This window comes from Polaribacter sp. SA4-10 (assembly GCF_002163835.1).
Taxonomy (GTDB): Bacteria; Bacteroidota; Bacteroidia; order Flavobacteriales; family Flavobacteriaceae; genus Polaribacter.
Genome location: NZ_CP019331.1, coordinates 3,034,550 through 3,057,517 on the forward strand (window position 1 = coordinate 3,034,550; position 22,968 = coordinate 3,057,517).

A 22,968-nucleotide genomic window follows, 5' to 3' on the forward strand; every position below is an offset into this window, starting at 1 on the left:
AAAGATAAGGTGTAAAGCATTAAATAACTTTATGAAAAAAACCTTTCTGATTTCTCAAAAAGGCTTGTATTTATAGTATTTAGATTCGTTTATTAACCATTCATAGAGATCAAAAACTCATCATTGTTTTTAGAGAATTTAATTCTATCGTTAATAAACTCCATTGCTTCAATAGGATTCATATCTGCTAGGTACTTACGTAAAACCCACATTCTTTGTACTGTTTTAGCATCTAATAATAAATCATCACGTCTTGTAGAAGATTTAATTAAATCAATAGCAGGATAAATTCTACGGTTAGAAATATTTCTATCTAACTGTAATTCCATATTACCAGTTCCTTTAAATTCTTCAAAGATAACTTCATCCATTTTAGAACCTGTTTCAGTAAGAGCAGTTGCTATAATAGTTAAAGAACCTCCTCCTTCAATATTTCTAGCGGCTCCAAAGAAACGTTTTGGTTTGTGTAATGCATTTGCATCTATACCACCAGAAAGTATTTTTCCTGAAGCTGGAGCAACCGTATTATAAGCTCTTGCTAAACGTGTAATTGAGTCTAAAAGAATAACTACATCATGTCCACATTCTACTAAACGTTTTGCTTTTTCTAAAACAATGTTAGCAACTTTAACATGTTTGTCTGCAGGTTCATCAAAAGTAGACGCTACTACTTCTCCACGAACGCTACGTTGCATATCTGTTACTTCTTCTGGACGTTCATCTATTAATAAAACTATCTGATAAACCTCTGGATGATTCATTGCAATGGCATTGGCAACATCCTTTAATAACATAGTTTTACCAGTTTTTGGTTGCGCTACAATCATTCCTCTTTGACCTTTTCCTATTGGAGAAAATAAATCAATAATTCTTGTTGATAGGGAGCTTCCTTTTTCTGCTAAATTGAATTTTTCTTCTGGAAATAAAGGCGTTAAATGTTCAAAAGAAACTCTATCTCTAACAATGTTAGGATTTAATCCGTTTATCTTTGAAACTCTAATTAAAGGAAAATATTTTTCACCTTCTTTTGGTGGACGAACATTACCTCTTACGGTATCTCCTGTTTTTAATCCAAATAATTTAATTTGAGATTGAGAAACATAAATATCATCTGGAGATGATAAATAATTATAATCTGAAGAACGTAAAAAACCATAACCATCTGGCATCATTTCTAATACACCTTCACTTTCTATTATTCCATCAAACTCAAAGTCTGGGTCTTTATATCTATTATTAGATTTATTACCTCTACTAACTACTGGTTTTTTATCCCTATTTTCTTTAGGTCTGTTTTTATTTACCTGGGGACTATTTTGTTTCGGTTTGTTTTGTTGTGGTTTATTTTGCTGAGGCTTATTTTGGTTAGAAGTAGGTTTCTCAACCTCTTTTTCCTTCTTTTCCACTTCAGTTTCTTTTTGAACTTCAGCTTTAACAATAACTTCTCTTTTCTCCTCTTTTCTAACAACAGGCTTATGTTGAGGAACTTTTACCGGTATTGGTTTTTCTATAGGTTCTATTTCTTTAGTTTCATCAAGGGTAACTGGAGTGTTCTGAGTACTATTTGAAGAAAGAGGTTGTGTTTTAACTACGCGCTTTCTTCTTGGTTTTTCAGTTTTAACTTTTTCTTCATTTGTAGAAGGAATAATTTTTTCTGCAGGATTAGCAGCCTGTGTATCCAATATTTGATACACTAAATCTAATTTTTTTAGTTGACTTGTTTTTGTAAGTCCAATAGATTTAGCAATTAATTGTAAATCAGCAAGAGTTTTTGCTTTTAGTTCAGAGATTTCGAACATTATGTATATATTAATTTAAATTGTAAATCTTAATTTTGATAAGATTATAATGATTTTTTTTGATAGATAGATAGTGTATATAGTACTATACAATATTTTTGTGCTGTTAATTATAAAACAAATATATGCTTTTTTTTTAAGTTTGAAGTTTTCTTTTTAAAAAAGAAAGTTTTACTTTTGTAATCCTATTTGTTTAAAGGAATGATTCAAAGAATACAAACCATATATTTATTATTAGCATCAGCAGTTTCTGGTGGATTAATTTTTGTATTCAATTTATGGAGTACTTTAAAAGAAAATATTTTTACGTTAGATTTATTTCTAGAGGAAACTATTCAATTAAAGTTGATTCCAGTTTTATTTCTAGCATCTGCAATTATTTCATTTATTGCTGTTTTTTTATATAAAAACAGACAATTGCAGTTTGTAATAGGACGTGTTGTTATTTTGATCAATCTTTTTTTATTAGGATTATTGATTTATTTATCTCTAACATTACCTGGAGAAGTTTCGATTTCGGAGAAAGGTATTGGGATGTTCTTACCAATTTTAGCTATTTTGCTTATTGTTTTGGCAAATAAAGCTATTAAAAAGGATGAGGATCTTGTAAAATCTGTAGATAGATTGCGATAAAACTAACATCTTAGTTATATTTAGTGCGAAAAAAAACCGAGAATTTATTTCTCGGTTTTTTATTTTTAAGTTTTTTTTTTAATAAAAAGTTTTAAAAGAAATTATATAGTAATTTTATATAGTAAAAGCGCTATATTGTAAATGGTTAATAAACAGTTCATTAAAATTATTGTCTAACGGTTTTCCGTGATAAGACTCACTGTTTTCCGTGAGTAGAAAATTTCACTGAAAATGGGGTTGTACAATCTTAATTTGCAACTTAAATTTGTATAGAAATGAAAGAGAAAATATACGTTCATGTAGCTGATGATCATAAGATCTTAATTGAAGGGATTATTGCTGTTATAAATACGGATAATGAGATTGAAATTAAAGGATATTCTTTAACAGGACAGGAAGTAGTAGATTGGTTTGAAGTAAAAGATAACAATGCTGATGTTTTAATATTAGATATTACAATGCCTATATTAGATGGTTTTCAGGTTTTAAAACACTTCAAGAAAAATAAAATAGACCAAAAAGTTATTGTTCTTTCTAGTTATGATGATGTTAAAATTGTTCAGGAAGTATTAAACCTTGGTTGTAAAGGATATATTTCTAAAAATAATGCAGGAGAGCACATAGTTAATGCTATAAAAGCGGTTGCAAAAGGTGAGCAATATTTTAGTAATGATATTCAAAGTAGTTTATTAAAATCATTATCAGGTCAAATAGTTCCTCAAGGAGAAATGCCAGATAACTTTTTGCTAGACAGTTTAACAGATAGAGAGATAGATGTTCTTAAGTTAATTACTAAAGAATATAGCACTATACAAATGGCAGATTTCATGCATCTAAGTGTAAATACAATAGAAACATATAGAAAGAATTTATTAAAAAAATTAAATGTAAAAAATGCAGTAGGTCTAGCAATGTATGCAGTAAAAAACAAGGTGGTATAATGTTTACCTCTAAAAAAATATCAGGGTTTGATTTTTTTTAAATCGTGTCCTAAACATCTTGAAAATTCCAATAAGTATACAATTTTGTTTTCAGTTATCTCTAATCCTACTTTTTTTAGTATACCAAATACCCAATTTAACTTAAATAATCATTCATTATGAAAAACTTTAAACTACTAATATTTATCTTTTCAATTGCAATTACTTTTTCTTCTTGTTCTACAAATGAAACAATTTTGCCAGAAGAACAATCATTAGATTTATTAAAATCATATTCTGTTAAAAGAGATGCAAATGGTGCATATTCTGTTGATTTTGATTTGAATAAGAATGCTGCATCAGAAAATGTTTTAGATGTAGAAACAAATACGCATCAAATTTTATTGTATTCGATAGACAATCAGTTAAATAGAAAAGTTTCTCAAGATTTAACAATCGATGGAACTCAACTAAAAGTTGGTTTTGTTGATGCAAATTCTAATAATTCACCACATATTACAATTATTGATGATAATATTACTTTAGCAAAAACATCTGCGGAACATGTGATGTTAAAAGAGTATCGTATTTCTAGCAATGAGGATGGAACTTTTAATTTAGATTTTTCTGTAAAAAATAATGTAAGTGTAGGTTTTGTTTATAACGAAGATATAGATACTTATGAAATTCATTTAGAAGAGGGTAAAACTACTGAAACTAGTTTTACAAGAATATTAGAAAAAGAAGAAGGGCAACTGTTAAAGTTTGATTTTGTAAATCATATTACGACAAATACTTCTGCTAAATCAGCAGTAGCGGATACGATAACAAGAAAGCCAAGAGTTATTATAGGTACTGGAGAAACAGTTGATTAATTAATAAAATTATTACGAATTTTTGGTAAGGAAATTAAAGTTATTATTTATTTTTGCTTTTTTTAGCTTCTTTCAATTAAAAGCTACAATTAATAAAGCACACATCTCAGAAGAAGCTTCTTTTAAAGAAGCTTCTTCTGCTTTTTTGTTTCAGAAAGATTCAGTTTTTGATGCAAAATATAAAAGTATTGTAAAACTATATAAAGAGGAGAAATTTATTGAAGCTTTAAAAAAATCATTAGAAATTTATGATGGTTTAGAAAGTAGAGAAAATAATAATTCTCAATATAGAATAACAACATTAATTGCAGATATCTATGATAAAACTAATAAGTATCATAAAGCACTTCAATATCATAAAGAAGCCCTTTTTATATTAAATAACAGTTCATTAAAAGAGAGCAACTATGGTCTTTTTGTTAATTCAAATTACGCTAAAACTATTCTTAGAATTGGTAGTTTTTATCATAAATTATCTAATATTGACAGTGCTAAATTCTATTATGAGAAATTAGAAAAATTTTCATCTCTCAATAAAGATGTTTTAGGTTTTAAAGCTACCTCTTTTGGTAATTTATCAGGTATTTTTGAAAAAGATTCTTTATTTGAGAAAGCAAAAGAGTACGCAATCAAGGCTATAGATATTCATAAAATTAGAAACGATAGAGCAGGACAAGCAATTGCTGTTAATAATCTAGGAAACATTTATTTATCTTTAGGAGATTATAAAAAATCTAAAGAGTTGTATCAGAAAGGAATAGGTTTAATAGAGAATGATAATAGTCCAATCGCTATTAGATACAAAGCTAGTTTATATTCCAATTTGGCTTGGGCAATGAGAAACCTTAAAGATTACAATGCCTATGATATACAAGAGCTTTCTTATGAAATAGAAGATGGAATTAGGGACATGGAGGTAAGAACGATGATTGAAACTGTAGCTGCTGAATATGATGTTAAAGAAGTTAAAAAAGAAGAAGAGAATAAACGAGTAGAAGATCAAAGAACTTTTTGGGTTTATGGGGTAGGTAGTTTTATTGTTATCATTTCATTGTTGTATTGGGTTAATTACTATAAACTACGACAAAAGAATTTAGGTTTAAAACTATCACAATCTCAATTACTTCAAAATCAAAATTTAGAAAAATTAAAATCAGACTCACAAATTAGAATTCTAAATGCTACTATTGATGGTAAAGAATCTGAGAGAAAACAAATTGCCGAAACTTTGCATGATAGTGTAAGCGCTTTATTATCTTCTGCAAACTTACATTTACAAGCTACAAGAAAGCAGTATATTGGTGAAATACCTCTAGAAATTGGTAAAACACAAGAAATAATTACTGAAGCTTCACAAAAAATTAGAGATTTATCTCACACGTTAGTTTCTTCTGTTTTATTAAAATTTGGATTAAATTATGCCGTAACTGATATGGCAGAAAAGTATTCAAACTCTCAAATAAAAATAAAAACTCAAGTAACAAATATTAGAAGATATGATCAAAATTTTGAAATTAAAGTATACAATATTATTCAAGAGTTTATTAATAATATATTAAAACACAGTGATGCAAATAACGCAACAGTAAATTTAGCAGAAGTAGATACTAAACTTTGTATAAAAATCTCTGATGACGGTGTTGGGTTTGATAAAACAAAAATAGGTTCAAAAGACGGATTAGGTCTTAACCAAATAGATGCAAGAATTCAAATGATGAAAGGAAAATTTCAAATAGATACATCAGTAAATAATGGAACATATATAAGTGTAGAATTACCAATTTTAGAAAAGGAAACTTTTATTCACGCTTAGCTAATTCTATAATTTCTAAATCTTTTATTTCTCCATTTTCTAAACAAAAACGTAACATTGTTCTTACTTTATGAAAACCATGTTTCCCTGCTGCACCAGGGTTTAAATGTAACAAGTTCAATTTTTTATCGTATTGTACTTTTAAGATATGTGAATGCCCAGAAATAAATATTTTTGGAGGGTTATTTTTGATTTCTTCACGTATTCTTTGATAATAATTATTAGGATAACCTCCAATATGAGTCATCCAGACAGCAACGTTTTCTACTTCAAATTTTAAGTCTAAAGGGAATTCTGCTCTCGCATCTTGATCATCAATATTTCCAAAAACAGCACGTAAAGGTTTGTGTTTTTGTATCGTGTCAGTAACATTTAAATCACCAATATCACCTACATGCCAAACTTCATCAGCTTGTTTTACAAACTTTAAAATTTGAGCATCAATAAAACTATGTGTATCTGAAAGTAATAATATTTTTTTCATTAAAAAAAAGTAAGAAAAGTTTAACGGCTCTTAGAGGTTCAAATGTAGTCATAACAAAATAAATTTCGTAATTTTGATGTCTTCAAAAACAATTTTATTGAGATATTTTATAGAACTTTCATATAACGGAAAAAAATATCATGGTTGGCAAATTCAACCAGATGCAATTTCTGTACAAGAGAAATTAAATTATGCAATAAGTACAATTTTGCAAAAAAAAATTGAAGTTGTTGGAGCAGGAAGAACAGATACAGGTGTTCATGCTTCACAAATGTTTGCTCATTTTGATGTAGATTTAGAGTTAAAAGCTAATGTTGTCTTTAGATTAAATTCCATTTTACCAGATGATATTACAGTCTATGAGGTTTTATTAGTAGACGATGAAAAACACGCTAGATTTGACGCTTTAAGTAGAAGTTATGAATATAGAATTTGGTTAGGAAGAAATCCTTTTTTGTTAGATTTTTCTTGGCAAATTCATTCTCAAGATCTTACTATTTCTTTGATGAATGAAGCTGCAAGTTTATTATTAGAATATGAAAATTTTCAATGTTTTTCTAAAGTTAAAACTGAAGTTTACACTTTTAATTGTAATGTAACTGAAGCAATTTGGAAATTAGAGGGAAAAGAATTGGTATTTTATATTTCAGCAAACCGTTTTTTAAGAAATATGGTTAGAGCAATTGTTGGTACTCTTGTAGATGTTGGTTTAGGTAAAGTTACCGTAGCAGATTTTAGAGCCATAATAGAAAGTAGAGATAGGGGTAATGCTGGGTTGTCAGTTCCTGCTAAAGGGTTATTTTTAACAAATATAAATTATTAAGTTTTGGCAGAAAAGACAGGAAAAGCATTCGATTTACAGATATTCTCACGATTAATGAGATATGCCAAACGTTATAAATTAAAGTTTTTTATAGCTGCGAGTTCTACTATTTTATTATCAATTGTTTCATTATTAAATCCGTATATCTTATCAGAAGCTATAGATTCTTATATTGTAAAAAAAGATACTGAAGGTCTTGTATTTAGTGTACTAATAATGTTTAGCATATTAATAGTAGAAGTGTTATTGCGTTTTGTATTTATTTATTTTGCAAATTGGGTTGGACAGCATATTATTAGAGATATAAGAGCAAAAATTTTTAGACATATTTTACAGTTTAAAATGTCTTATTTTGATACGAATTCAGTTGGTAAATTAGTTACAAGGGTTGTTTCTGATATAGAAACTATTGCAGCATTTTTTAGTAACGGAGTCTTTACAATTGTAAGTGATATTTTACAAATGTTTGCCGTTGCAATATTAATGTTTTTCCTAAATTGGAAGTTGGCATTAATTGCTTTGGCAGTTTTACCTATTTTAATTTATGCAACAAAAATATTTCAAACTGCTATAAAATCTACATTTCAAGAAGTTAGAAATCAAGTTGCTAATTTAAATGGTTTTGTACAAGAAAGAGTTACTGGAATGAAGATTGTACAGTTGTTTAATCGTGAAAAAATAGAGTATAAAAACTTTATGGAGATTAATAACAAACACAAAAAAGCATATATAAAAACAATTTGGTTTTTTTCTATTTTCTTCCCAATTGCAGAAATTTTATCTTCCATAGGAATTGGTTTAATAGTTTGGTTTGGAAGTAAGCAAATAATTACAGGCGAAGTTCCAGGTCCAGGAAAAGTAATCGCTTTTGTACAAATGGCACAAATGCTATTTAGACCTTTGCGTCAAATTGCTGATAAATTTAACCAATTACAAATGGGAATTGTTTCTGGTGAACGTGTTTTTAAGGTGATTGATACACATAGTAGTATTGCTAAAAGCGGAACAATTAATGTAACAAAATTAAAAGGAAATATTCAATTTAAAGATGTTCGATTCAGCTATGTAAAAGAGGAAGAAGTTTTAAAAGGAATTTCTTTTGATGTAAAAAGCGGACAAACTGTTGCAATTGTAGGGGCAACTGGAGCAGGGAAATCTACAATTATCAATTTAATTAATCGTTTTTATGAAATTGATAGTGGATCTATTTCTATAGATACTATTTCTGTTAATGAGTATACTTTAGAAAGTTTAAGAAAACAAGTAGCTATTGTTTTACAAGACGTGTTTTTGTTCTCAGATTCTATTTTGAATAATATTACGCTAAAAAACGAAAATATTACTACGCAAGAAGTTGAAGAAGCAGCAAAACAAATTGGTATTCATGATTTTATTATGACACTTCCTGGAGGGTATCAATATAATGTAAAAGAACGTGGAGCAATGCTGTCATCAGGTCAAAGACAACTAATCGCTTTTTTACGTGCTTATGTAAGTAAACCAAGTATTTTAATTTTAGATGAAGCAACATCATCTGTAGATGCTCATGCAGAGCAAATGATTCAATATGCTACAGAAACAATTACAAAAGGACGAACTTCTATTGTAATTGCACATAGATTGGCAACTATAAAAAAGGCAGATAAAATTATTGTCATGGACAAAGGTTACATCGTTGAAGAAGGTACACATCAAGAATTATTAGAAAAAGAAGATGGGTATTATAAAAACCTATATGACAAACAATTTGGTTTGGATAAAGCCTCTTAATTTTTTTATTTACATTAAATCTTTTCTAAGTTTCTCGTTGAGTTCTGTGTAATCAGAAAACAGTACAAATTCACCATCTTTTATATAAGAAATTTCACCAGTTTCTTCAGAAACTAATAAACAAACGGCATCTGTTTTTTCAGAGACACCAATGGCTGCTCTGTGACGTAACCCAAACCTTGATGGAATTTTTGTACTATCAGAAATTGGTAAAACCACTCTTGTAGCTACAATAAAATTATCTCTAATAACTAAAGCTCCATCATGTAAAGGACTGTTTTTATAAAAAATACTTTGTAAGATAGCTTCATTTACTAAAGCATTCATTTTATCACCAGTATTTATTAAAAAATCTAAACTGTTTGTTCGTTCAATTACAATTAAAGCCCCTGTTTTAGTTTTTGATAAATTTTCACAAGCATCTAATATGATTTCTGTATCAACTTCTAAAGCTATTTCTGTTTGTAAAAACTTTAATTGCTTAAAAAAATTTCTTTTGCTTGTAAAGTTTGTAGTTCCAATCATTAATAAAAATTTTCTAATTTCTTGCTGAAAAACAATGATTAAAGCAATAACACCACCAGATAAAAGGTATCCTAAAATACCACTTAGCATCTCCATTTTTAAGGCCAAAGTAACTTGCCAAATAATAAAAATTAAAGCGATTCCTATAACAATATTTATAGCAACAGTGCCTTTTAAAAGTTTATAAATATAATAGAGTAATATTGCTACAAGTAAAATATCTAAGACATCTAAAAGTGAAAATTCAATAAAATCGAACATAAAAATTGACTGATTTTAGGCTAAAGTACGAAATTACTTCAGTTGGTCCACAATTTTAATAGCTTCTAAAGCTTCTTTTACATCATGAACGCGTAAAATATTTGCACCATTTAAAAGTGCAATTGTATTTGCAGAAGTTGTTGCGTTTAAAGCTTCTTGTGCAGAAATATCTAAGGTTTTATATAACATAGATTTTCTTGAAATTCCTGCTAAAATAGGCGTGTCTAAGTTTTTAAAAAGTGATAAATTTTTAAGAATATCAAAATTATGTGTTGTTGTTTTTCCAAAACCAAAACCAACATCAATAATGATATCATTTAATTTTAGTTGATGTAATTTATGAATCTGTTCTGCAAAAAAGGAAATGATTTCTTGAGTTACATCTCTATAAACAGGGTTTTTTTGCATGTTTTGTGGGGTTCCTAACATGTGCATTAAAATATACGGAACTTGAAGGTTTGCAACAGTTTCAAACATATTTTCATCCATTTTTCCTCCAGAAATATCGTTTACAATTGCTGCTCCAGAATTAATAGTTTCTTCAGCAATTTTACTTCTAAAAGTATCTACAGAAATAATTATTTCAGGAAAGTTTTTAACTAATAAATTAATAACAGGAACAATTCTTTGTCCTTCTTCCTCTTCAGAAACATGTGTTGCTCCAGGTCTAGAGGAGTAGGCACCAACATCAATAAAAGTAGCTCCTTCAGAAAGCATTTTTTCTGTTTGAGAAAGAATTTCAGCTTCGTTTTTATAGTTGCCTCCATCAAAAAATGAATCTGGCGTAATATTTAAAATTCCCATCACTTTTGGTGATGATAAATTGATTAAGTTTCCTTTGCAATTAATTGTCATCTTAAGATACTACTTTATTAATTACGTGCACAATTTCCGGTGCTTTGTAATTGTTCATTTTTTGCATTAATTCATTTACAGTAGTAGCAACTAATAACAATTCTCTGTTTTGTGGTTTTATATACCCTTCTTCAACCATTTTGTCTAATTGTTGCAAAGTAGCATCAAAAAAACCGTTTACATTTAGCAATCCAACAGGTTTTTGTTCAATATGTAATTGTCCTAAAGTAAGTGCTTCAAAAAGTTCGTCTAGCGTTCCAAATCCGCCAGGTAAAGTAATATAACCGTCAATTAATTTACTCATAATTACTTTTCGGTCGCTCATTTTTTTACAAACAATCATTTCTTCAACTCCAGAATGAACAACTTCTTCATGTTCTAATAATTTAGGAATTACGCCAATAACGTCACCATTATGAGCTAAAATTGTATCAGAAATAATTCCCATCATTCCAATTTTTCCACCACCATAAACCAGTCCTATGTTCTTTTCAGCAAAATAATTTCCTAATTCTATAGCAGCTTCTTTGTAAATAGGGTTAAATCCTAAACTAGAACCACAAAAAACAACAATTTTTTTCATAAATGAGTTGATAAATTCATGGTAAAAATAAATGAATTGCGTTTAAGTTTTACTATTTTTGATAAAATACTTTTTTATTAAGAAGATGCAAGATACCTCAAAACAATACGATGCTGTTATAGAAGAATGTAGAAGTTTGTTCATTAAAAAGATGAGCGATTATGGAAGTGCGTGGCGTATTTTAAGGTTACCCTCTTTAACAGATCAGATATTTATAAAAGCACAAAGAATTAGACAGTTACAAGAAAATGAGGTTAGAAAAGTAGAGGAAGGTGAAAAATCTGAATTTATTGGAATCATCAATTATTCTATAATGGCGTTAATTCAGTTGGAATTAGGTGTTGTTGAAAACCCAGATTTAAATACGGAACAAGCAACCGTTTTGTATGACAAGCATAGTACAATTACCAAAGAATTAATGATGAATAAAAATCATGATTATGGTGAAGCTTGGCGAGAAATGCGTGTTTCTAGTTTAACAGATTTAATCTTACAAAAATTATTACGTGTAAAACAAATTGAAGACAATAAAGGCAAAACGATTGTTTCTGAAGGAATTGATGCAAATTACCAAGACATGATTAATTATGCCGTTTTTGCAATGATTCATCTGGGTTAAAGAGTTACAGCGTTATTGTCATTGCGAAGAACGAAACAAGCTACCAAAATATTTATTTAGAGATTTTTTTTTAAAAAGAATAATTATGAAAATACTAGTACACATTGCAAGAATAATAGTAGCTGCTTTATTTATATTCTCGGGCTTCGTAAAATTGGTAGATCCAATAGGTTCTCAATACAAGTTTCAAGAATATTTTTCTGAAAGTGTTTTAAATATGGAATTTTTAATTCCTTATGCATTACCATTTTCTATTCTTTTAATTATTGCAGAAATCCTTTTAGGAGTAATGCTTTTAATTGGTTTTAGATCTAAACTTACAGTTTGGAGTTTGTTTATGTTAACGTTGGTTTTCTTGTTTTTAACTTGGTATTCTGCCTATTATAATAAAGTGACAGATTGTGGTTGTTTTGGTGATGCAATAAAATTATCAACTTGGGGAACCTTTTATAAAAACGTTATTTTAATAGCATTAATTGCGCTGTTATTATTCAGAATTAAAGATGTTAAAAATATCTTCTCTGATAAAATTGGTAAAATTCTTACTTTTTTATCATTAGCTGGTTTTCTATTTATTGTGCAACATGTTTTAACACATTTGCCAATTATAGATTTTAGAGCGTATGCAATTGGTAAAAACATTCAAGAAGGAATGGAGTATAAAGATGATGGAGAAATTCCTCCGGTTCATGATTTTATGTTAGAAGATGCTCAAGCAGATTTAGCGCCAGAATTGTTAGCAAAGGAAAAAGTGATGTTGGTAATTCTTTATAATTTAAGTAAATCTGATGAAAACGGATTTCCAGCAATTAAAAAAGTGGCCAATGAAGCTATTAATAAAGGATACACTGTTTATGGAGTTTCAGCTTCTTTTTCAGACGATTTAATCTTGGCGCAAAACAAATACAATTTACCCTTCGATTTTCTTTTCTGTGATGAAACTACATTGAAAACCATGATTAGAGCAAATCCTGGAGTTATTATTTTAGACAAAGGAACTATTGTAGATAAAAAGAATTGGATAGATGTAGATGATTTAGAATTGTAAAATACGTTACATTCTAAACAATTACTTTTTATTTCTTTTCTGTTCAATTTCAGTTAGAGTTAGCCCTTTTTCATTTTTATAAAATAAATGTTTTGGGCTTCCAATAATCTGAGAAGTATAAATACCTGAATGCCCAGAAAACAAATAAGAAGTTGTACAAGCTAAGGCAATAAAAACACCAGATTCTATTCCAAACAATTCAATTCCCATTATTGTACACGCAATTGGAGTGTTTGTTGCGCCTGCAAAAACAGCTACAAATCCCATTCCTGCTAATAATGGCATTGGCATAGGAATAAACCAAATTAAAACATTTCCTAAGGTAGCTCCTATAAAGAATAATGGCGTTACTTCTCCTCCTTTAAAACCAGCTCCTAAAGTGAAAGAAGTGAATAATAATTTTAGGAAGAAATCATAAGAATTAAGATCAATATTAAAAGCATCTACAATAGTCGGTACACCCAATCCTATATATTTTGTAGTTCCCATAAGGTACCAAGTAACGGCTAATATAGCGCCACCAATTACCGGACGAAGTGGAGGGTATTTAATGTTTTTCTTAAATAAATTCCCCCAAAAATGAGTGGATTTTGAAAACAATAAACTTACCAGTCCAAAAATAATACCCGCTAATAAAGACCATAAAATGGTTGCTGGCGTTAGTTCTGCAATCGTTGAAATAGTATAATGTGTGTGATGAGAAATTTGCCAAACGTCACAAAAATAGTTTGCAAAAATAGCAGCTAAAAAACTGGGTATAATGGCATCAAATTTTATTCTACCAATAACCATTACTTCTAAAGCAAAAATTGCACCTGCTAAAGGAGTTCCAAAAACAGATGAAAAACCTGCACTTATACCAGCAACTAATATAATTTTTCTATCTAAATTAGAAAGCTTAAAAATTTTTGTAAACTGATCTGCAATTGCACCACCAATTTGTACAGCAGTTCCTTCACGTCCTGCAGAACCGCCAAATAAATGAGTAAGTATCGTTCCTATAAAAACTAAAGGCGCCATTTTAAAAGGAATTATATTTTTAGGAGAATGATATTCATCTATTAATAAATTGTTTCCTTTTACAACACTTTCTCCATAATAATGATAAGACAAACCAATAACTAAACCAGCAATTGGTAACAGTGCAATAATCCACATATTGGCTTCTCTATAGTTTGTTGCCCACTCTAAAGTCCATAAAAAAACAGCAGAAGCACTGCCTGTAAATGCACCAATTAGCAAAGCGATAAAACTCCATTTTAAAAGAAAAAGCAAAGAAAAGCTTTGTTCAAATGAAAGAAGTAATTTTTTAATTTTATCCATATATTTTACATCCTCTTAAATAAAAGAAATTATTAGATTGGATGTCTAATAAAACCATTAAATAAGTCTTTAATTTAGGTTGTTTTGCAAAAGTAGACAAATATAAATAAAGTGATTATGCATCTTAAAAGAATCATTTTTGGACCAAATATTTTTCTTATTAAAAATTTATTGTAACTTGTTTTAAAAGAGATATAATCAAAATTATGAACGAATTTATCAATTACCAATCAGAAGATAATTATGCAATTATTACAATTAAAAACGGAAAAGCAAATGCAATTTCTCATGAAGTAATTGAAGGATTAAATGCAAGTTTAGACAAAGCTGAACAAGCTGATAAAGTTGTAATTTTAACAGGACAAACTGGAATTTTTTCTGCAGGTTTTGATTTAAAAGTGATGACCAAATCTGCTGATTCAGCAAAAGAATTAGTAACAAAAGGTGCTACTTTATCTTTAAGAATGTTGTCTTTTTCGAAACCAATAATTGTGGCTTGCTCTGGCCATGCAATTGCAAAAGGCGCCTTTTTATTATTGTCTTCAGATTATAGAATTGGAGTAGAGGGCGATTTTAAAATTGGATTAAATGAAGTGCAAATTGGTATGACAATGCATCATGCAGGAATTGCAATTGCAAAAGCACGTTTGTCTGAAGTGTATTTAAACAGAAGTGTAAATAATGGAGAAATTTACAATCCAAAACAAGCGATTCATGCAGGTTTTTTAGATATTATTGTTGCTGAAGATCATTTGTTGCCAACTGCAATTAAGGTTGCAGAGATGTTTGCAAAACTAAATAAAAAAGCACACGCAGAAACAAAATTAAAAGTTAGAAAACATCATTTACAAGATTTACAAAATGCTATTAAATTGGATTTGAAAGCTGATATTTCTTTAAACCCTTAATTTTTAGTCATTGCTGTGAAGGTAGGAGTCCATAAATAAGTAGGTTTAGATTTCTGGCTTCACAAGAATCACAAAGCCATACGTTTAATGTATGCTATAAGAAACGTAGTGTTGCTAAAAATTGGAAAAATAGCTTAGCCCCGATTGAAGCAATTGTTTGAGCTCTTTTTTATTCCTTTTTCAGGATAAAAAAAGCGAGTGCGAAAAGCGGGAAATAGCTTCTAAAATTAATGCTTTTCGAAAACCTTTATACCCGCTTTTACTTTAATATCTAAGTGATTTTTTCTTGGCGTTAAAGGACAAGAATATTTGTCATTGTACGCACAGTATGGGTTGTAAGTGTTATTGAAGTTTAATTGAATTGTTCCATCTTGTTTTTCATCTGTTGTCATTACATCCATATAACGTCCGCCGCCATAAGATTCTTCTCCACTTGTGTCATCTGTAAAAGGTAAAAACAAATAGTTCTTGTATTTTTCATCGCGTACATCATCTTGACTTTGGTAAATAGTTAACGCACAATTTTTTCCGTTTAAAGCGAAATTTAGTTTACCATATTCTTTGTACAAAGGTTTTCTATCTGTGGTAGTTGCCATTTTAAAAGTTGGTGCATTTTCTGTTTTTGTCAATTTTGCGGTAACAATAAATGAAGAATCTACAGGGAAGAAATCTAAACCTTTAAAACGCTTTAAATCCTTCTTTTTTAAAGGTGATTTTGAAGCGTCTTTATAGCTAGCATTTAATTCTTGTTGGTATGCTGTATCACCCATTAAAGGACGTTTATCTTGTGAATTACAAGAAATGAAAATTGATAAAATTGATAGAAAATATAGTTTCTTCATAGAACAAATGTATAAAATTAGTTGGTTGGTTTTTTAAGAATAAGAAATGTATCATCCATAACATTTCCTGTAAAAATAAGAGTATTAAAAGTGGCAGCAACAGTAGATGCAGACATTTTTGATCCATCTTCCATATAAATTTGTTTTATAGAATAATCACTTTTTCCTCTGTAATTTATTTTAATAATTTCTGATGGTGAAGTTTCTTTGTCTCCTTTTGCATAAGAAGCAAAGTGCATTAAATCTGGATGAGCACCAACCCATAAATTGTTTTCAGCATCAAATTCAATATTATCTACACCCGTTTTACAGTAAATATCTTCAATAAAAGTTAATGAGTTGTCTTTGTTTTTTTGATAGACTTTTATCAAAAATTTTCTTGGTGAAGCTACAAATAATAAGTTTCTTTTTTTGTCATAATTAATTCCATTTGCATAAGCAATTCCATCTGCAGCTTGTGTGTAGTTTTTTCCATCAAAATACACAACATCAGAAATTGCTAAACCTAGATAGTCTTCTGCTAAGCGTTGTATTCCGTCTTTATATTTATGGTCGTTTGTAAAATAAAAACTGTTTTCATTTAGCAAAACAATGTCATTTGGACTGAAAATTAATTCGTTTTTTAATGTTTTCTGATGTTTTAATTCTTGATTTATTAACTGAAAAATTTCGATAAATTCTCCTTCTTTTGTGTGATTTATTACTGCAACTGTATATGTACTATCTTTTTTGTATATGGAAATTCCATGTGGCGCAAAGGGTTTATTAAAGTTTTTTGTAAGGTGGATTGGTTTGTATCCTGAGTTTTTTAAATCGATAAAATACAAACCTCCAATTTCTTGTTTTGTGTTTGGGAATCTATTTCTTTTGGTAGAAGATACAATTGCAAAACTATCTATATTACTTATTGTAATATCTTCAGCGCCTGGTAAATTTATTTCTTTTAAAATTTCACCTTTAAAATTGTTTTCTATGGTTCTAAAAAATCCAGTTGAAATAAAAATATTGGCAACATAAAGAAGCAATAATATAAAAATAGCGTATAAAATTCTTTTTTTAAAATTCATGTTTACTTCTTTTTTATTTTAAGAATAACAACTTCATATTCCTTTTTAAAAGTTTCTTAAAATATTTATCGGTAACCAAAAATACAATATTCAAATATTTTATGTAGTTTTGAATCATTAATAAAAAGAAATGAGGAAAGTCATTATATATATAACCAAGCAATCGTGGATTTCACGAAAAAGTCGGTATGTTTATATGTTTTGATGTTATCAATATAAAATCAAGCTATTAAAAAAGTCCGACTTCACAGTCGGACTTTTTATTTTTAGTACAACTTCAATTCTAAAAAGAATTGAAGTTGTACTAATGCTGAACTTGTTTCAGTATCAAAACCAATAAAACCAAACCATGAAAAAACTATATAATAATTACATAAATACTTTTAGAGGCCTCTCTTCTGAAGTTTGGTGGCTGTCATTGATAACATTTATCAATAGATCTGGAACAATGGTAATTCCGTTTTTATCATTATATCTTACAAAAAGTTTAGATTTTTCATTAACAGATGTTGGTTGGATTATGTCTTTTTTTGGATTAGGATCTGTAGTTGGTACTTGGATCGGTGGAAAATTAACAGATAGAATAGGGTATTACAAAGTAATGTTTGTAAGTCTGGTTCTAACTGGAGTTCTATTTGTTTTACTTCAATATGTAACTACTTTTTATGGTTTTTGTACTGGTATTTTTTTGGTGATGTTGGCAGCAGATGCTTTTAGGCCAGCAATGTTTGTGGCTTTAAATGCGTATAGTAAACCAGAAAATAAAACACGTTCTGTAACTTTAATTCGTTTGGCAATTAACTTAGGTTTTTCTGCAGGACCCGCAATTGGAGGTTTAATAATTACAGGAATTGGCTATCAAGGATTATTTTGGACAGATGGTATTACTTGTGTTTTAGCCGCTTTTTTATTGCTACAAGTTTTACATCCAAAGAAAGTAAGAGTATTGGATGAAGTAAAAGTAGAAAACCCTATTTCTGCTTATGAAGACAAAGCTTTTTGGGTATTTTTTATAGCCATGTTTATTTTTGGCTTTGTATTCTTACAGTACTTTTCTACAATGCCTTTATTTTACAAAGATATTTGGCATTTGTCTGAATTTGAGATTGGTTTATTAATGGCTTTTAACGGGTTTTTTATTTTCCTTTTTGAAATGCCTTTAATAAAATGGTTAGAAGATTCTAAAAAGTCTAAAATAAAACTAATTGCTTTAGGATTGTTTTTGGTAGCTTTAAGTTTTGTGGTTTTAAATGCTGTTGGTTGGATTGGAATTTTAATTATTGGAATGTTGTTTATGACTATAGGGGAGATGATTGCTTTTCCGTTTTCCAATGCTTTTGCTGTAGAAAGAGCAAAAAAAGGAAATCAGGGAGAATACATGGCTTTGTATAGTATTTCTTTTTCTTTATCACACATTTTTAGCCACAATATTGGTATGCAAATGGTAGATGAATTTGGCTTTGAAACTACTTGGAATGCAATTGCCGTTTTTGCGATGTTTGGTGTTTTAATTTTATTTTTTCTGCTAAGAGTTTTAAAAAAAGAGAAAATAAATTAGACTATAAAACTAATAAACCATGAGTTCTTAATACAGATATTGGTTTAGAAAACCAGAAGAGTTCAAAATCTTCAAAATGGGTTTCAAAATCTGTTTTTAATTGTGAAAAAGAAAGTTGTTTTTCATTATTTGGTGATAGTTTTTCTAAAATTGATAAAAACCAATCGCCTTTTTCTTTATTCATTGATACTTGAAATGCGTCTGTTTTATCATGGAAAGTAAGTTTAAGAAAATGTCTTGTTTCTCCTCTTTTCGTTTTTGATGATTCAGAAACTAAAGGATAATTACCTAGCCAAACTATTTTTGCAGTTGGTTTTATATAGAAATTAACTTCATTTTCTAAACAGCTTTCTATAAAATTATAGGCAATTGTACTTGATGGAATTTTAAAATCAAACCAATCTTGTAAAGGGGTATCAAAACCTATTTCATGCATAAAATTGAATAACGATGTTTTTAAACCAATGCTAAATTTAGAATGATCAATACCTGTATTGTCTACAAAATCGATATCATTATTTGCAAAAGTAATGTCTTTGTAACTTGGTTTAATTCCGTATTCTGAAGGATTTAAACCAATAGGACTATGAGCTGTCAATGCAAATTGATGCCAAAACCCAGACTGTAAGACGCCAATTTCAAACAATTGTCTTACCATTTCTAAACTATCAATAGTTTCTTGTATCGTTTGTGTTGGATATCCATACATTAAATACGAGTGTACCATAATGTTGGCTTCTGTAAAATTGCGTGTTACTTGTGCAACTTGTTCTACAGTAACTCCTTTATCAATTAATTTTAATAATCTATCTGAGGCAACTTCTAAACCTCCTGAAATGGCAATGCAACCAGAAGCTTTTAGTAAAACACATAAATCGTTGGTGAAGTTTTTCTCGAACCTAATATTTGTCCACCAAGTAACAATTAGTTTTCGTTTTAAGATTTCAATTGCAAGTGATTTCATTAAAGAAGGAGGCGCAGCTTCATCAACAAAATGAAATCCGTTTTCGCCAGTTTGTGCAATCATTTCTTCCATTCTATCCACCAATAATTTTGCAGCAATTGGCTCATAGATTTTAATGTAATCTAAAGAAATATCACAAAAAGTACATTTTCCCCAATAGCAACCATGTGCCATTGTAAGTTTATTCCAACGTCCATCGCTCCATAAACTATGCATAGGATTTGCAATTTCTATGACAGAAATATAAGTATCTAACAATAAATCTGAGTAATCTGGTGTACCAACTTCGTGTTGTTTATAATCATTTTTAGAAGACAAATTATTGTAAACTACTTTGTTGTTTTCTAATAAAAAAGTTCGTTTTAATGTTTTTTCCTTCGGATTTAAAACGTGATTTATTAATAATTCTACTGGTAATTCTCCGTCATCTAAGGTAATAAAATCAAAGAAATCAAAAACCCGAATATCTGTAAGAGAACGTAATTCTGTATTGGGAAATCCACCTCCCATAGCAACTTTTATTTCCGGGAAATTAGATTTTATAAATTGAGCACATCTAAAAGCGCTGTATAAATTACCAGGAAAAGGAACCGAAAAACAAACTAATTTTGGTTGTGTTTTTTCTAATTGATTTTTAAGAATTTTTAAGGTAATTGTATCTATAAATGAAGGCTCATTATTTAAATTTTCATACAATTCGTTAAAAGAGTTTGCACTTCTTCCTAATTTCTCTGCATATCTACTAAAACCAAAATTTTCATCAATACAATCTACAATAAAATCAGATAAATCCTCTAAATATAAAGTGGCTAAATGCTTTGCTCTATCTTGCATTCCCATAGCACCAAAAGCATAATCTAATTCTTCTAAATGATCAAAACGAGAAGCTTGTGGAAGAAAATTATCTGTACAAATTTGTCTCGCTAAAGTTTCATTTTTTCCTTGTAAAAAAGCGATAATATTATCTAAAGTCTGTAAATAATCGTCTTTTAGAGTATATATTCTTTGGCTATTTTCTGTGTTTATTTTATCATTTTCAATTGCATATTCAAATAGTGCTGCAAAGGTTTTTTTAGAAAACAATTCTAAAATTACTTCAATCCCTAAATCCATTTGAAAAGCAGCAATGTTTTTAGTATTTAAAAAACCTTTTAAATAGGCAGTTGCAGGATAAGGAGTGTTTAATTGTGTAAAAGGTGGAGTAATAAGTAGGATGTCTTTCAAAAAAACTAATTTAAAATGAATGGTTGCAAAGGTAGTTGAAAAGTAGTTGAGCTTAGTAAATTAAAAACCCATCAAATTTGATGGGTTTTTAAAGTTGAATTATTAAATAAAATTTATTTTAATACAGAAAACTCAATACTAGAATCTGTAAAAACGGTATGTGTCTGTGTTTTGAAATCTTTCTCATCGGCTTTGTAAATATTGTCTACATACGTTTGCGGATTTAAGTCGATTAAAGGAAACCAAGTACTTTGAATTTGAATTTGCACTTTATGTCCTTTTTTAAAGGTGTGAAAAACATCCTGTAACTTTATATTTACATCCGTTTTCTTGTTTGCAGTAAATGGTTCTGGGAATTCAAAACTATTTCTAAAACGTCCACGTAAAACTTCACTTCTTACCATTAAATGATAATTGCTCATTTTTAAATGATCTTGTAATTTGTCGTTATTTTCTTCTGCATCAGAAGGATGAACATCAATCACTTTTACAATCCAATCTGCAGCTGTACCTGTTGTTGCTACTTTTAATTTTGCTAAAATATCCCCAGCTAACGTAAATTCTTGGGTTAAAACGTCGGTTTCAAAAACCAAAACATCGGGTCTTCTTGCAGCAAAACGTTGGTCATCTGTCATGTATTTTCTTGGAGTAAAAACAGTTTTAATATCTTCAGAATAGGGAACAGGACGTTTTATATCACTTATAAAATTTACTTTTTGTGTAAATTTTCCATTATGAGTCTTTTTTAATTCTTGGTTAGAATTCAAAAACCAATCTTCTTTTACAACATTCTTTGGTGGCCAAGCATCATATGATTTCCATTCTTTTTTTCCGGAATCAAAAACATAGGCTTCAGGTAAACCTGAATTTTTATCGCCTTTTCCTTTTAAGAAATGATTAAAGAATTTTGTTTCTACTTCTTTCTGAAATTTTAAAGAAATAGAATCTCCAAAATAATAATTTCCTACCGTATTTCTAACTCCAGAACTTGCCCATTTTCCATGATCCCAAGGGCCAAAAACCAATGTGTTGTAATTCTCTTTTCCATGTTTTTCAATGGCTTTATACGTTTCTAAGGGACCATATAAATCTTCTGCATCAAAGAAACCACCAACAACCATTGTTGCAACAGTAGCAGGTACTTTATCTAAATGTTGTATAATTCCTTTACTTTTCCATACAGAATCATAATTAGGATGTTCAACTATTTCTTTCCAGAAAAAGTCATCAATTCTATCTTTATTTTCAGTCGTTTTTACATCTAATTTATCATATTGAAAATATTCGGTCAAGTTTTTTAAAGGACCTTTATCTAAGAAAAATTGATATTGATCTTGCGTATTCATCTTCGGAAAAGAATACCAGGCAGAATCTGTTGGTGTGTCTTTATAGGTTCCGAATAAAGAAATTGCTCTAAAATAGCTTAATAAAAATGCGCCATTATGATGGAAGTCATCAAAGAAAAAATCACCAATACACGCTTGTGGAGAAGCTGCTTTTAAAGCAGGGTGTGCTTCAATAGAAGAAACTGTTGCGTAATGACCAGGATACGAAATTCCCCAAGTTCCAACATTTCCATTATTGTTTTCTACATTTTTAACCAACCAATCTATGGTGTCATAGGTGTCAGAAACTTCATCAGACTCCTTTTCTTTTTTATTAGGGATGTAGGCACGCATATTATCATACACACCTTCACTCATCCAACGTCCACGTACATCTTGATATACCACAATATTTCCCTCTTTCATTAAGTGAATATTCGGGCCAATTTTGGTTTTCATTTTTCCTTCTCCATAAGGTTTAGAACTATAAGGAGTTCTTTGCATTAAAATAGGATACGTTTTGTTTTTATCGTTTGGAGAATAAATGGTGGTATGCAGTTTCGTACCATCTCTCATGACAATATCAACTTCTTGTTTTGTGTAATTATCAATTACATAGGTATCTTTTATCTCTTCTTTTACAGAATTACAAGCCGTAAAAAGAAAAAGACTGAAAAGGATTAAAAGGACAAATTTTTTCATGGTAAAAAGTTGATTAGTTTCCGATAAAACTACGAAACAAAAAACAG

20 protein-coding genes are annotated in these 22,968 nt (G+C 29.2%); 10 read left to right on the forward strand and 10 right to left on the reverse strand.

Annotated features, from left to right (window positions below; all coding sequences use genetic code 11):
• Nucleotides 1-92: 92 nt before the first annotated feature.
• The gene (gene rho / locus BTO04_RS13255) at nucleotides 93-1,799 is read right to left on the reverse strand and encodes a transcription termination factor Rho (RefSeq protein WP_087564953.1); all 1,707 of its coding nucleotides are present in this window, start codon (nucleotides 1,797-1,799) and stop codon (nucleotides 93-95) included.
• A 201-nt stretch (nucleotides 1,800-2,000) separates the two neighbouring features.
• Between rho and BTO04_RS13260 the strand changes: the two genes are divergently transcribed.
• The 4 genes from BTO04_RS13260 to BTO04_RS13275 all read left to right on the forward strand — a co-directional run bounded on the left by BTO04_RS13260 (nucleotide 2,001) and on the right by BTO04_RS13275 (nucleotide 6,040).
• Entirely contained in the window at nucleotides 2,001-2,432 is a 432-nt protein-coding gene (locus BTO04_RS13260) for a DUF4293 domain-containing protein (RefSeq protein ID WP_087564954.1), read from the forward strand.
• A gap of 275 nt (nucleotides 2,433-2,707) precedes the next feature.
• Complete coding sequence (locus tag BTO04_RS13265) at nucleotides 2,708-3,373, forward strand: response regulator transcription factor (protein WP_087564955.1); 666 nt, start codon at nucleotides 2,708-2,710, stop codon at nucleotides 3,371-3,373.
• 158 nt (nucleotides 3,374-3,531) lie between these two features.
• Nucleotides 3,532-4,227 (forward strand): hypothetical protein, encoded by a 696-nt coding sequence (locus tag BTO04_RS13270; protein WP_087564956.1) that lies wholly within the window; start codon nucleotides 3,532-3,534, stop codon nucleotides 4,225-4,227.
• A gap of 22 nt (nucleotides 4,228-4,249) precedes the next feature.
• Nucleotides 4,250-6,040, forward strand: coding sequence for a tetratricopeptide repeat-containing sensor histidine kinase (locus BTO04_RS13275; protein WP_087564957.1), 1,791 nt, complete (start codon nucleotides 4,250-4,252; stop codon nucleotides 6,038-6,040).
• On the opposite strand, the gene BTO04_RS13280 is transcribed toward BTO04_RS13275, so the two are convergent.
• Entirely contained in the window at nucleotides 6,027-6,524 is a 498-nt protein-coding gene (locus tag BTO04_RS13280) for a metallophosphoesterase (RefSeq protein ID WP_087564958.1), read from the reverse strand. The genes BTO04_RS13275 and BTO04_RS13280 overlap by 14 nt on opposite strands.
• Nucleotides 6,525-6,621: 97 nt before the next feature.
• Here BTO04_RS13280 and truA point away from each other — a divergent pair, with 97 nt between their 5' ends.
• Entirely contained in the window at nucleotides 6,622-7,347 is a 726-nt protein-coding gene (truA, locus tag BTO04_RS13285; RefSeq protein WP_087565424.1) for a tRNA pseudouridine(38-40) synthase TruA, read from the forward strand.
• A 3-nt stretch (nucleotides 7,348-7,350) separates the two neighbouring features.
• Nucleotides 7,351-9,117 (forward strand): ABC transporter ATP-binding protein, encoded by a 1,767-nt coding sequence (locus BTO04_RS13290; protein WP_087564959.1) that lies wholly within the window; start codon nucleotides 7,351-7,353, stop codon nucleotides 9,115-9,117.
• A gap of 9 nt (nucleotides 9,118-9,126) precedes the next feature.
• On the opposite strand, the gene cdaA is transcribed toward BTO04_RS13290, so the two are convergent.
• From cdaA to BTO04_RS13305, 3 genes are read right to left on the reverse strand one after another with little or no spacing between them, the layout of a single operon-like run.
• Entirely contained in the window at nucleotides 9,127-9,903 is a 777-nt protein-coding gene (gene cdaA, locus BTO04_RS13295; protein ID WP_087564960.1) for a diadenylate cyclase CdaA, read from the reverse strand.
• A 33-nt stretch (nucleotides 9,904-9,936) separates the two neighbouring features.
• Nucleotides 9,937-10,758 (reverse strand): dihydropteroate synthase, encoded by an 822-nt coding sequence (gene folP / locus BTO04_RS13300; RefSeq protein WP_087564961.1) that lies wholly within the window; start codon nucleotides 10,756-10,758, stop codon nucleotides 9,937-9,939.
• A 1-nt stretch (nucleotide 10,759) separates the two neighbouring features.
• Nucleotides 10,760-11,341, reverse strand: coding sequence for a TIGR00730 family Rossman fold protein (locus BTO04_RS13305; RefSeq protein ID WP_087564962.1), 582 nt, complete (start codon nucleotides 11,339-11,341; stop codon nucleotides 10,760-10,762).
• Between the two features lie 85 nt (nucleotides 11,342-11,426).
• Between BTO04_RS13305 and BTO04_RS13310 the strand changes: the two genes are divergently transcribed.
• Nucleotides 11,427-11,960: a DUF1599 domain-containing protein gene (locus BTO04_RS13310; RefSeq protein WP_087564963.1), complete on the forward strand. Its 534-nt coding sequence runs from the start codon at nucleotides 11,427-11,429 to the stop codon at nucleotides 11,958-11,960.
• Between the two features lie 85 nt (nucleotides 11,961-12,045).
• The gene (locus BTO04_RS13315) at nucleotides 12,046-13,008 is read left to right on the forward strand and encodes a BT_3928 family protein (protein ID WP_198342067.1); all 963 of its coding nucleotides are present in this window, start codon (nucleotides 12,046-12,048) and stop codon (nucleotides 13,006-13,008) included.
• A gap of 21 nt (nucleotides 13,009-13,029) precedes the next feature.
• Here the strand turns inward: BTO04_RS13315 and BTO04_RS13320 are convergent, their stop codons facing one another.
• A complete protein-coding gene (locus BTO04_RS13320; RefSeq protein WP_087564965.1) occupies nucleotides 13,030-14,331 on the reverse strand; it encodes a voltage-gated chloride channel family protein in 1,302 nt (433 codons plus the stop codon).
• A 206-nt stretch (nucleotides 14,332-14,537) separates the two neighbouring features.
• Between BTO04_RS13320 and BTO04_RS13325 the strand changes: the two genes are divergently transcribed.
• Nucleotides 14,538-15,239 carry a crotonase/enoyl-CoA hydratase family protein gene (locus tag BTO04_RS13325; protein WP_087564966.1) on the forward strand — a complete coding sequence of 234 codons (702 nt, stop codon included), beginning with the start codon at nucleotides 14,538-14,540 and terminating at the stop codon, nucleotides 15,237-15,239.
• A 227-nt stretch (nucleotides 15,240-15,466) separates the two neighbouring features.
• On the opposite strand, the gene BTO04_RS13330 is transcribed toward BTO04_RS13325, so the two are convergent.
• Nucleotides 15,467-16,081, reverse strand: a complete 615-nt coding sequence (locus tag BTO04_RS13330) for a DUF1684 domain-containing protein (RefSeq protein ID WP_087564967.1) — start codon at nucleotides 16,079-16,081, stop codon at nucleotides 15,467-15,469.
• Nucleotides 16,082-16,098: 17 nt separating this feature from the next.
• Nucleotides 16,099-17,148, reverse strand: coding sequence for an SMP-30/gluconolactonase/LRE family protein (locus BTO04_RS13335; protein ID WP_087564968.1), 1,050 nt, complete (start codon nucleotides 17,146-17,148; stop codon nucleotides 16,099-16,101).
• A gap of 349 nt (nucleotides 17,149-17,497) precedes the next feature.
• On the opposite strand from BTO04_RS13335, the gene BTO04_RS13340 reads away from it, so the two are divergent.
• On the forward strand, nucleotides 17,498-18,706 hold the full coding sequence (locus BTO04_RS13340) for an MFS transporter (protein WP_087564969.1): 1,209 nt from the start codon (nucleotides 17,498-17,500) through the stop codon (nucleotides 18,704-18,706).
• A 1-nt stretch (nucleotide 18,707) separates the two neighbouring features.
• Here the strand turns inward: BTO04_RS13340 and BTO04_RS13345 are convergent, their stop codons facing one another.
• Nucleotides 18,708-20,894 carry a radical SAM protein gene (locus BTO04_RS13345; RefSeq protein WP_087564970.1) on the reverse strand — a complete coding sequence of 729 codons (2,187 nt, stop codon included), beginning with the start codon at nucleotides 20,892-20,894 and terminating at the stop codon, nucleotides 18,708-18,710.
• A 113-nt stretch (nucleotides 20,895-21,007) separates the two neighbouring features.
• Complete coding sequence (locus tag BTO04_RS13350) at nucleotides 21,008-22,921, reverse strand: CocE/NonD family hydrolase (RefSeq protein ID WP_087564971.1); 1,914 nt, start codon at nucleotides 22,919-22,921, stop codon at nucleotides 21,008-21,010.
• Between the last annotated feature and the right edge of the window lie 47 nt (nucleotides 22,922-22,968).

Bases quoted from the DNA above. Each gene is read 5' to 3' on its own strand.
- rho (WP_087564953.1), bottom strand. From the start codon at position 1,799: ATGTTCGAAATCTCTGAACTAAAAGCAAAAACTCTTGCTGATTTACAA.
- BTO04_RS13260 (WP_087564954.1), top strand. From the start codon at position 2,001: ATGATTCAAAGAATACAAACCATATATTTATTATTAGCATCAGCAGTT.
- BTO04_RS13265 (WP_087564955.1), top strand. From the start codon at position 2,708: ATGAAAGAGAAAATATACGTTCATGTAGCTGATGATCATAAGATCTTA.
- BTO04_RS13270 (WP_087564956.1), top strand. From the start codon at position 3,532: ATGAAAAACTTTAAACTACTAATATTTATCTTTTCAATTGCAATTACT.
- BTO04_RS13280 (WP_087564958.1), bottom strand. From the start codon at position 6,524: ATGAAAAAAATATTATTACTTTCAGATACACATAGTTTTATTGATGCT.
- cdaA (WP_087564960.1), bottom strand. From the start codon at position 9,903: ATGTTCGATTTTATTGAATTTTCACTTTTAGATGTCTTAGATATTTTA.
- folP (WP_087564961.1), bottom strand. From the start codon at position 10,758: ATGACAATTAATTGCAAAGGAAACTTAATCAATTTATCATCACCAAAA.
- BTO04_RS13305 (WP_087564962.1), bottom strand. From the start codon at position 11,341: ATGAAAAAAATTGTTGTTTTTTGTGGTTCTAGTTTAGGATTTAACCCT.
- BTO04_RS13310 (WP_087564963.1), top strand. From the start codon at position 11,427: ATGCAAGATACCTCAAAACAATACGATGCTGTTATAGAAGAATGTAGA.
- BTO04_RS13315 (WP_198342067.1), top strand. From the start codon at position 12,046: ATGAAAATACTAGTACACATTGCAAGAATAATAGTAGCTGCTTTATTT.
- BTO04_RS13320 (WP_087564965.1), bottom strand. From the start codon at position 14,331: ATGGATAAAATTAAAAAATTACTTCTTTCATTTGAACAAAGCTTTTCT.
- BTO04_RS13325 (WP_087564966.1), top strand. From the start codon at position 14,538: ATGAACGAATTTATCAATTACCAATCAGAAGATAATTATGCAATTATT.
- BTO04_RS13330 (WP_087564967.1), bottom strand. From the start codon at position 16,081: ATGAAGAAACTATATTTTCTATCAATTTTATCAATTTTCATTTCTTGT.
- BTO04_RS13335 (WP_087564968.1), bottom strand. From the start codon at position 17,148: ATGAATTTTAAAAAAAGAATTTTATACGCTATTTTTATATTATTGCTT.
- BTO04_RS13340 (WP_087564969.1), top strand. From the start codon at position 17,498: ATGAAAAAACTATATAATAATTACATAAATACTTTTAGAGGCCTCTCT.
- BTO04_RS13350 (WP_087564971.1), bottom strand. From the start codon at position 22,921: ATGAAAAAATTTGTCCTTTTAATCCTTTTCAGTCTTTTTCTTTTTACG.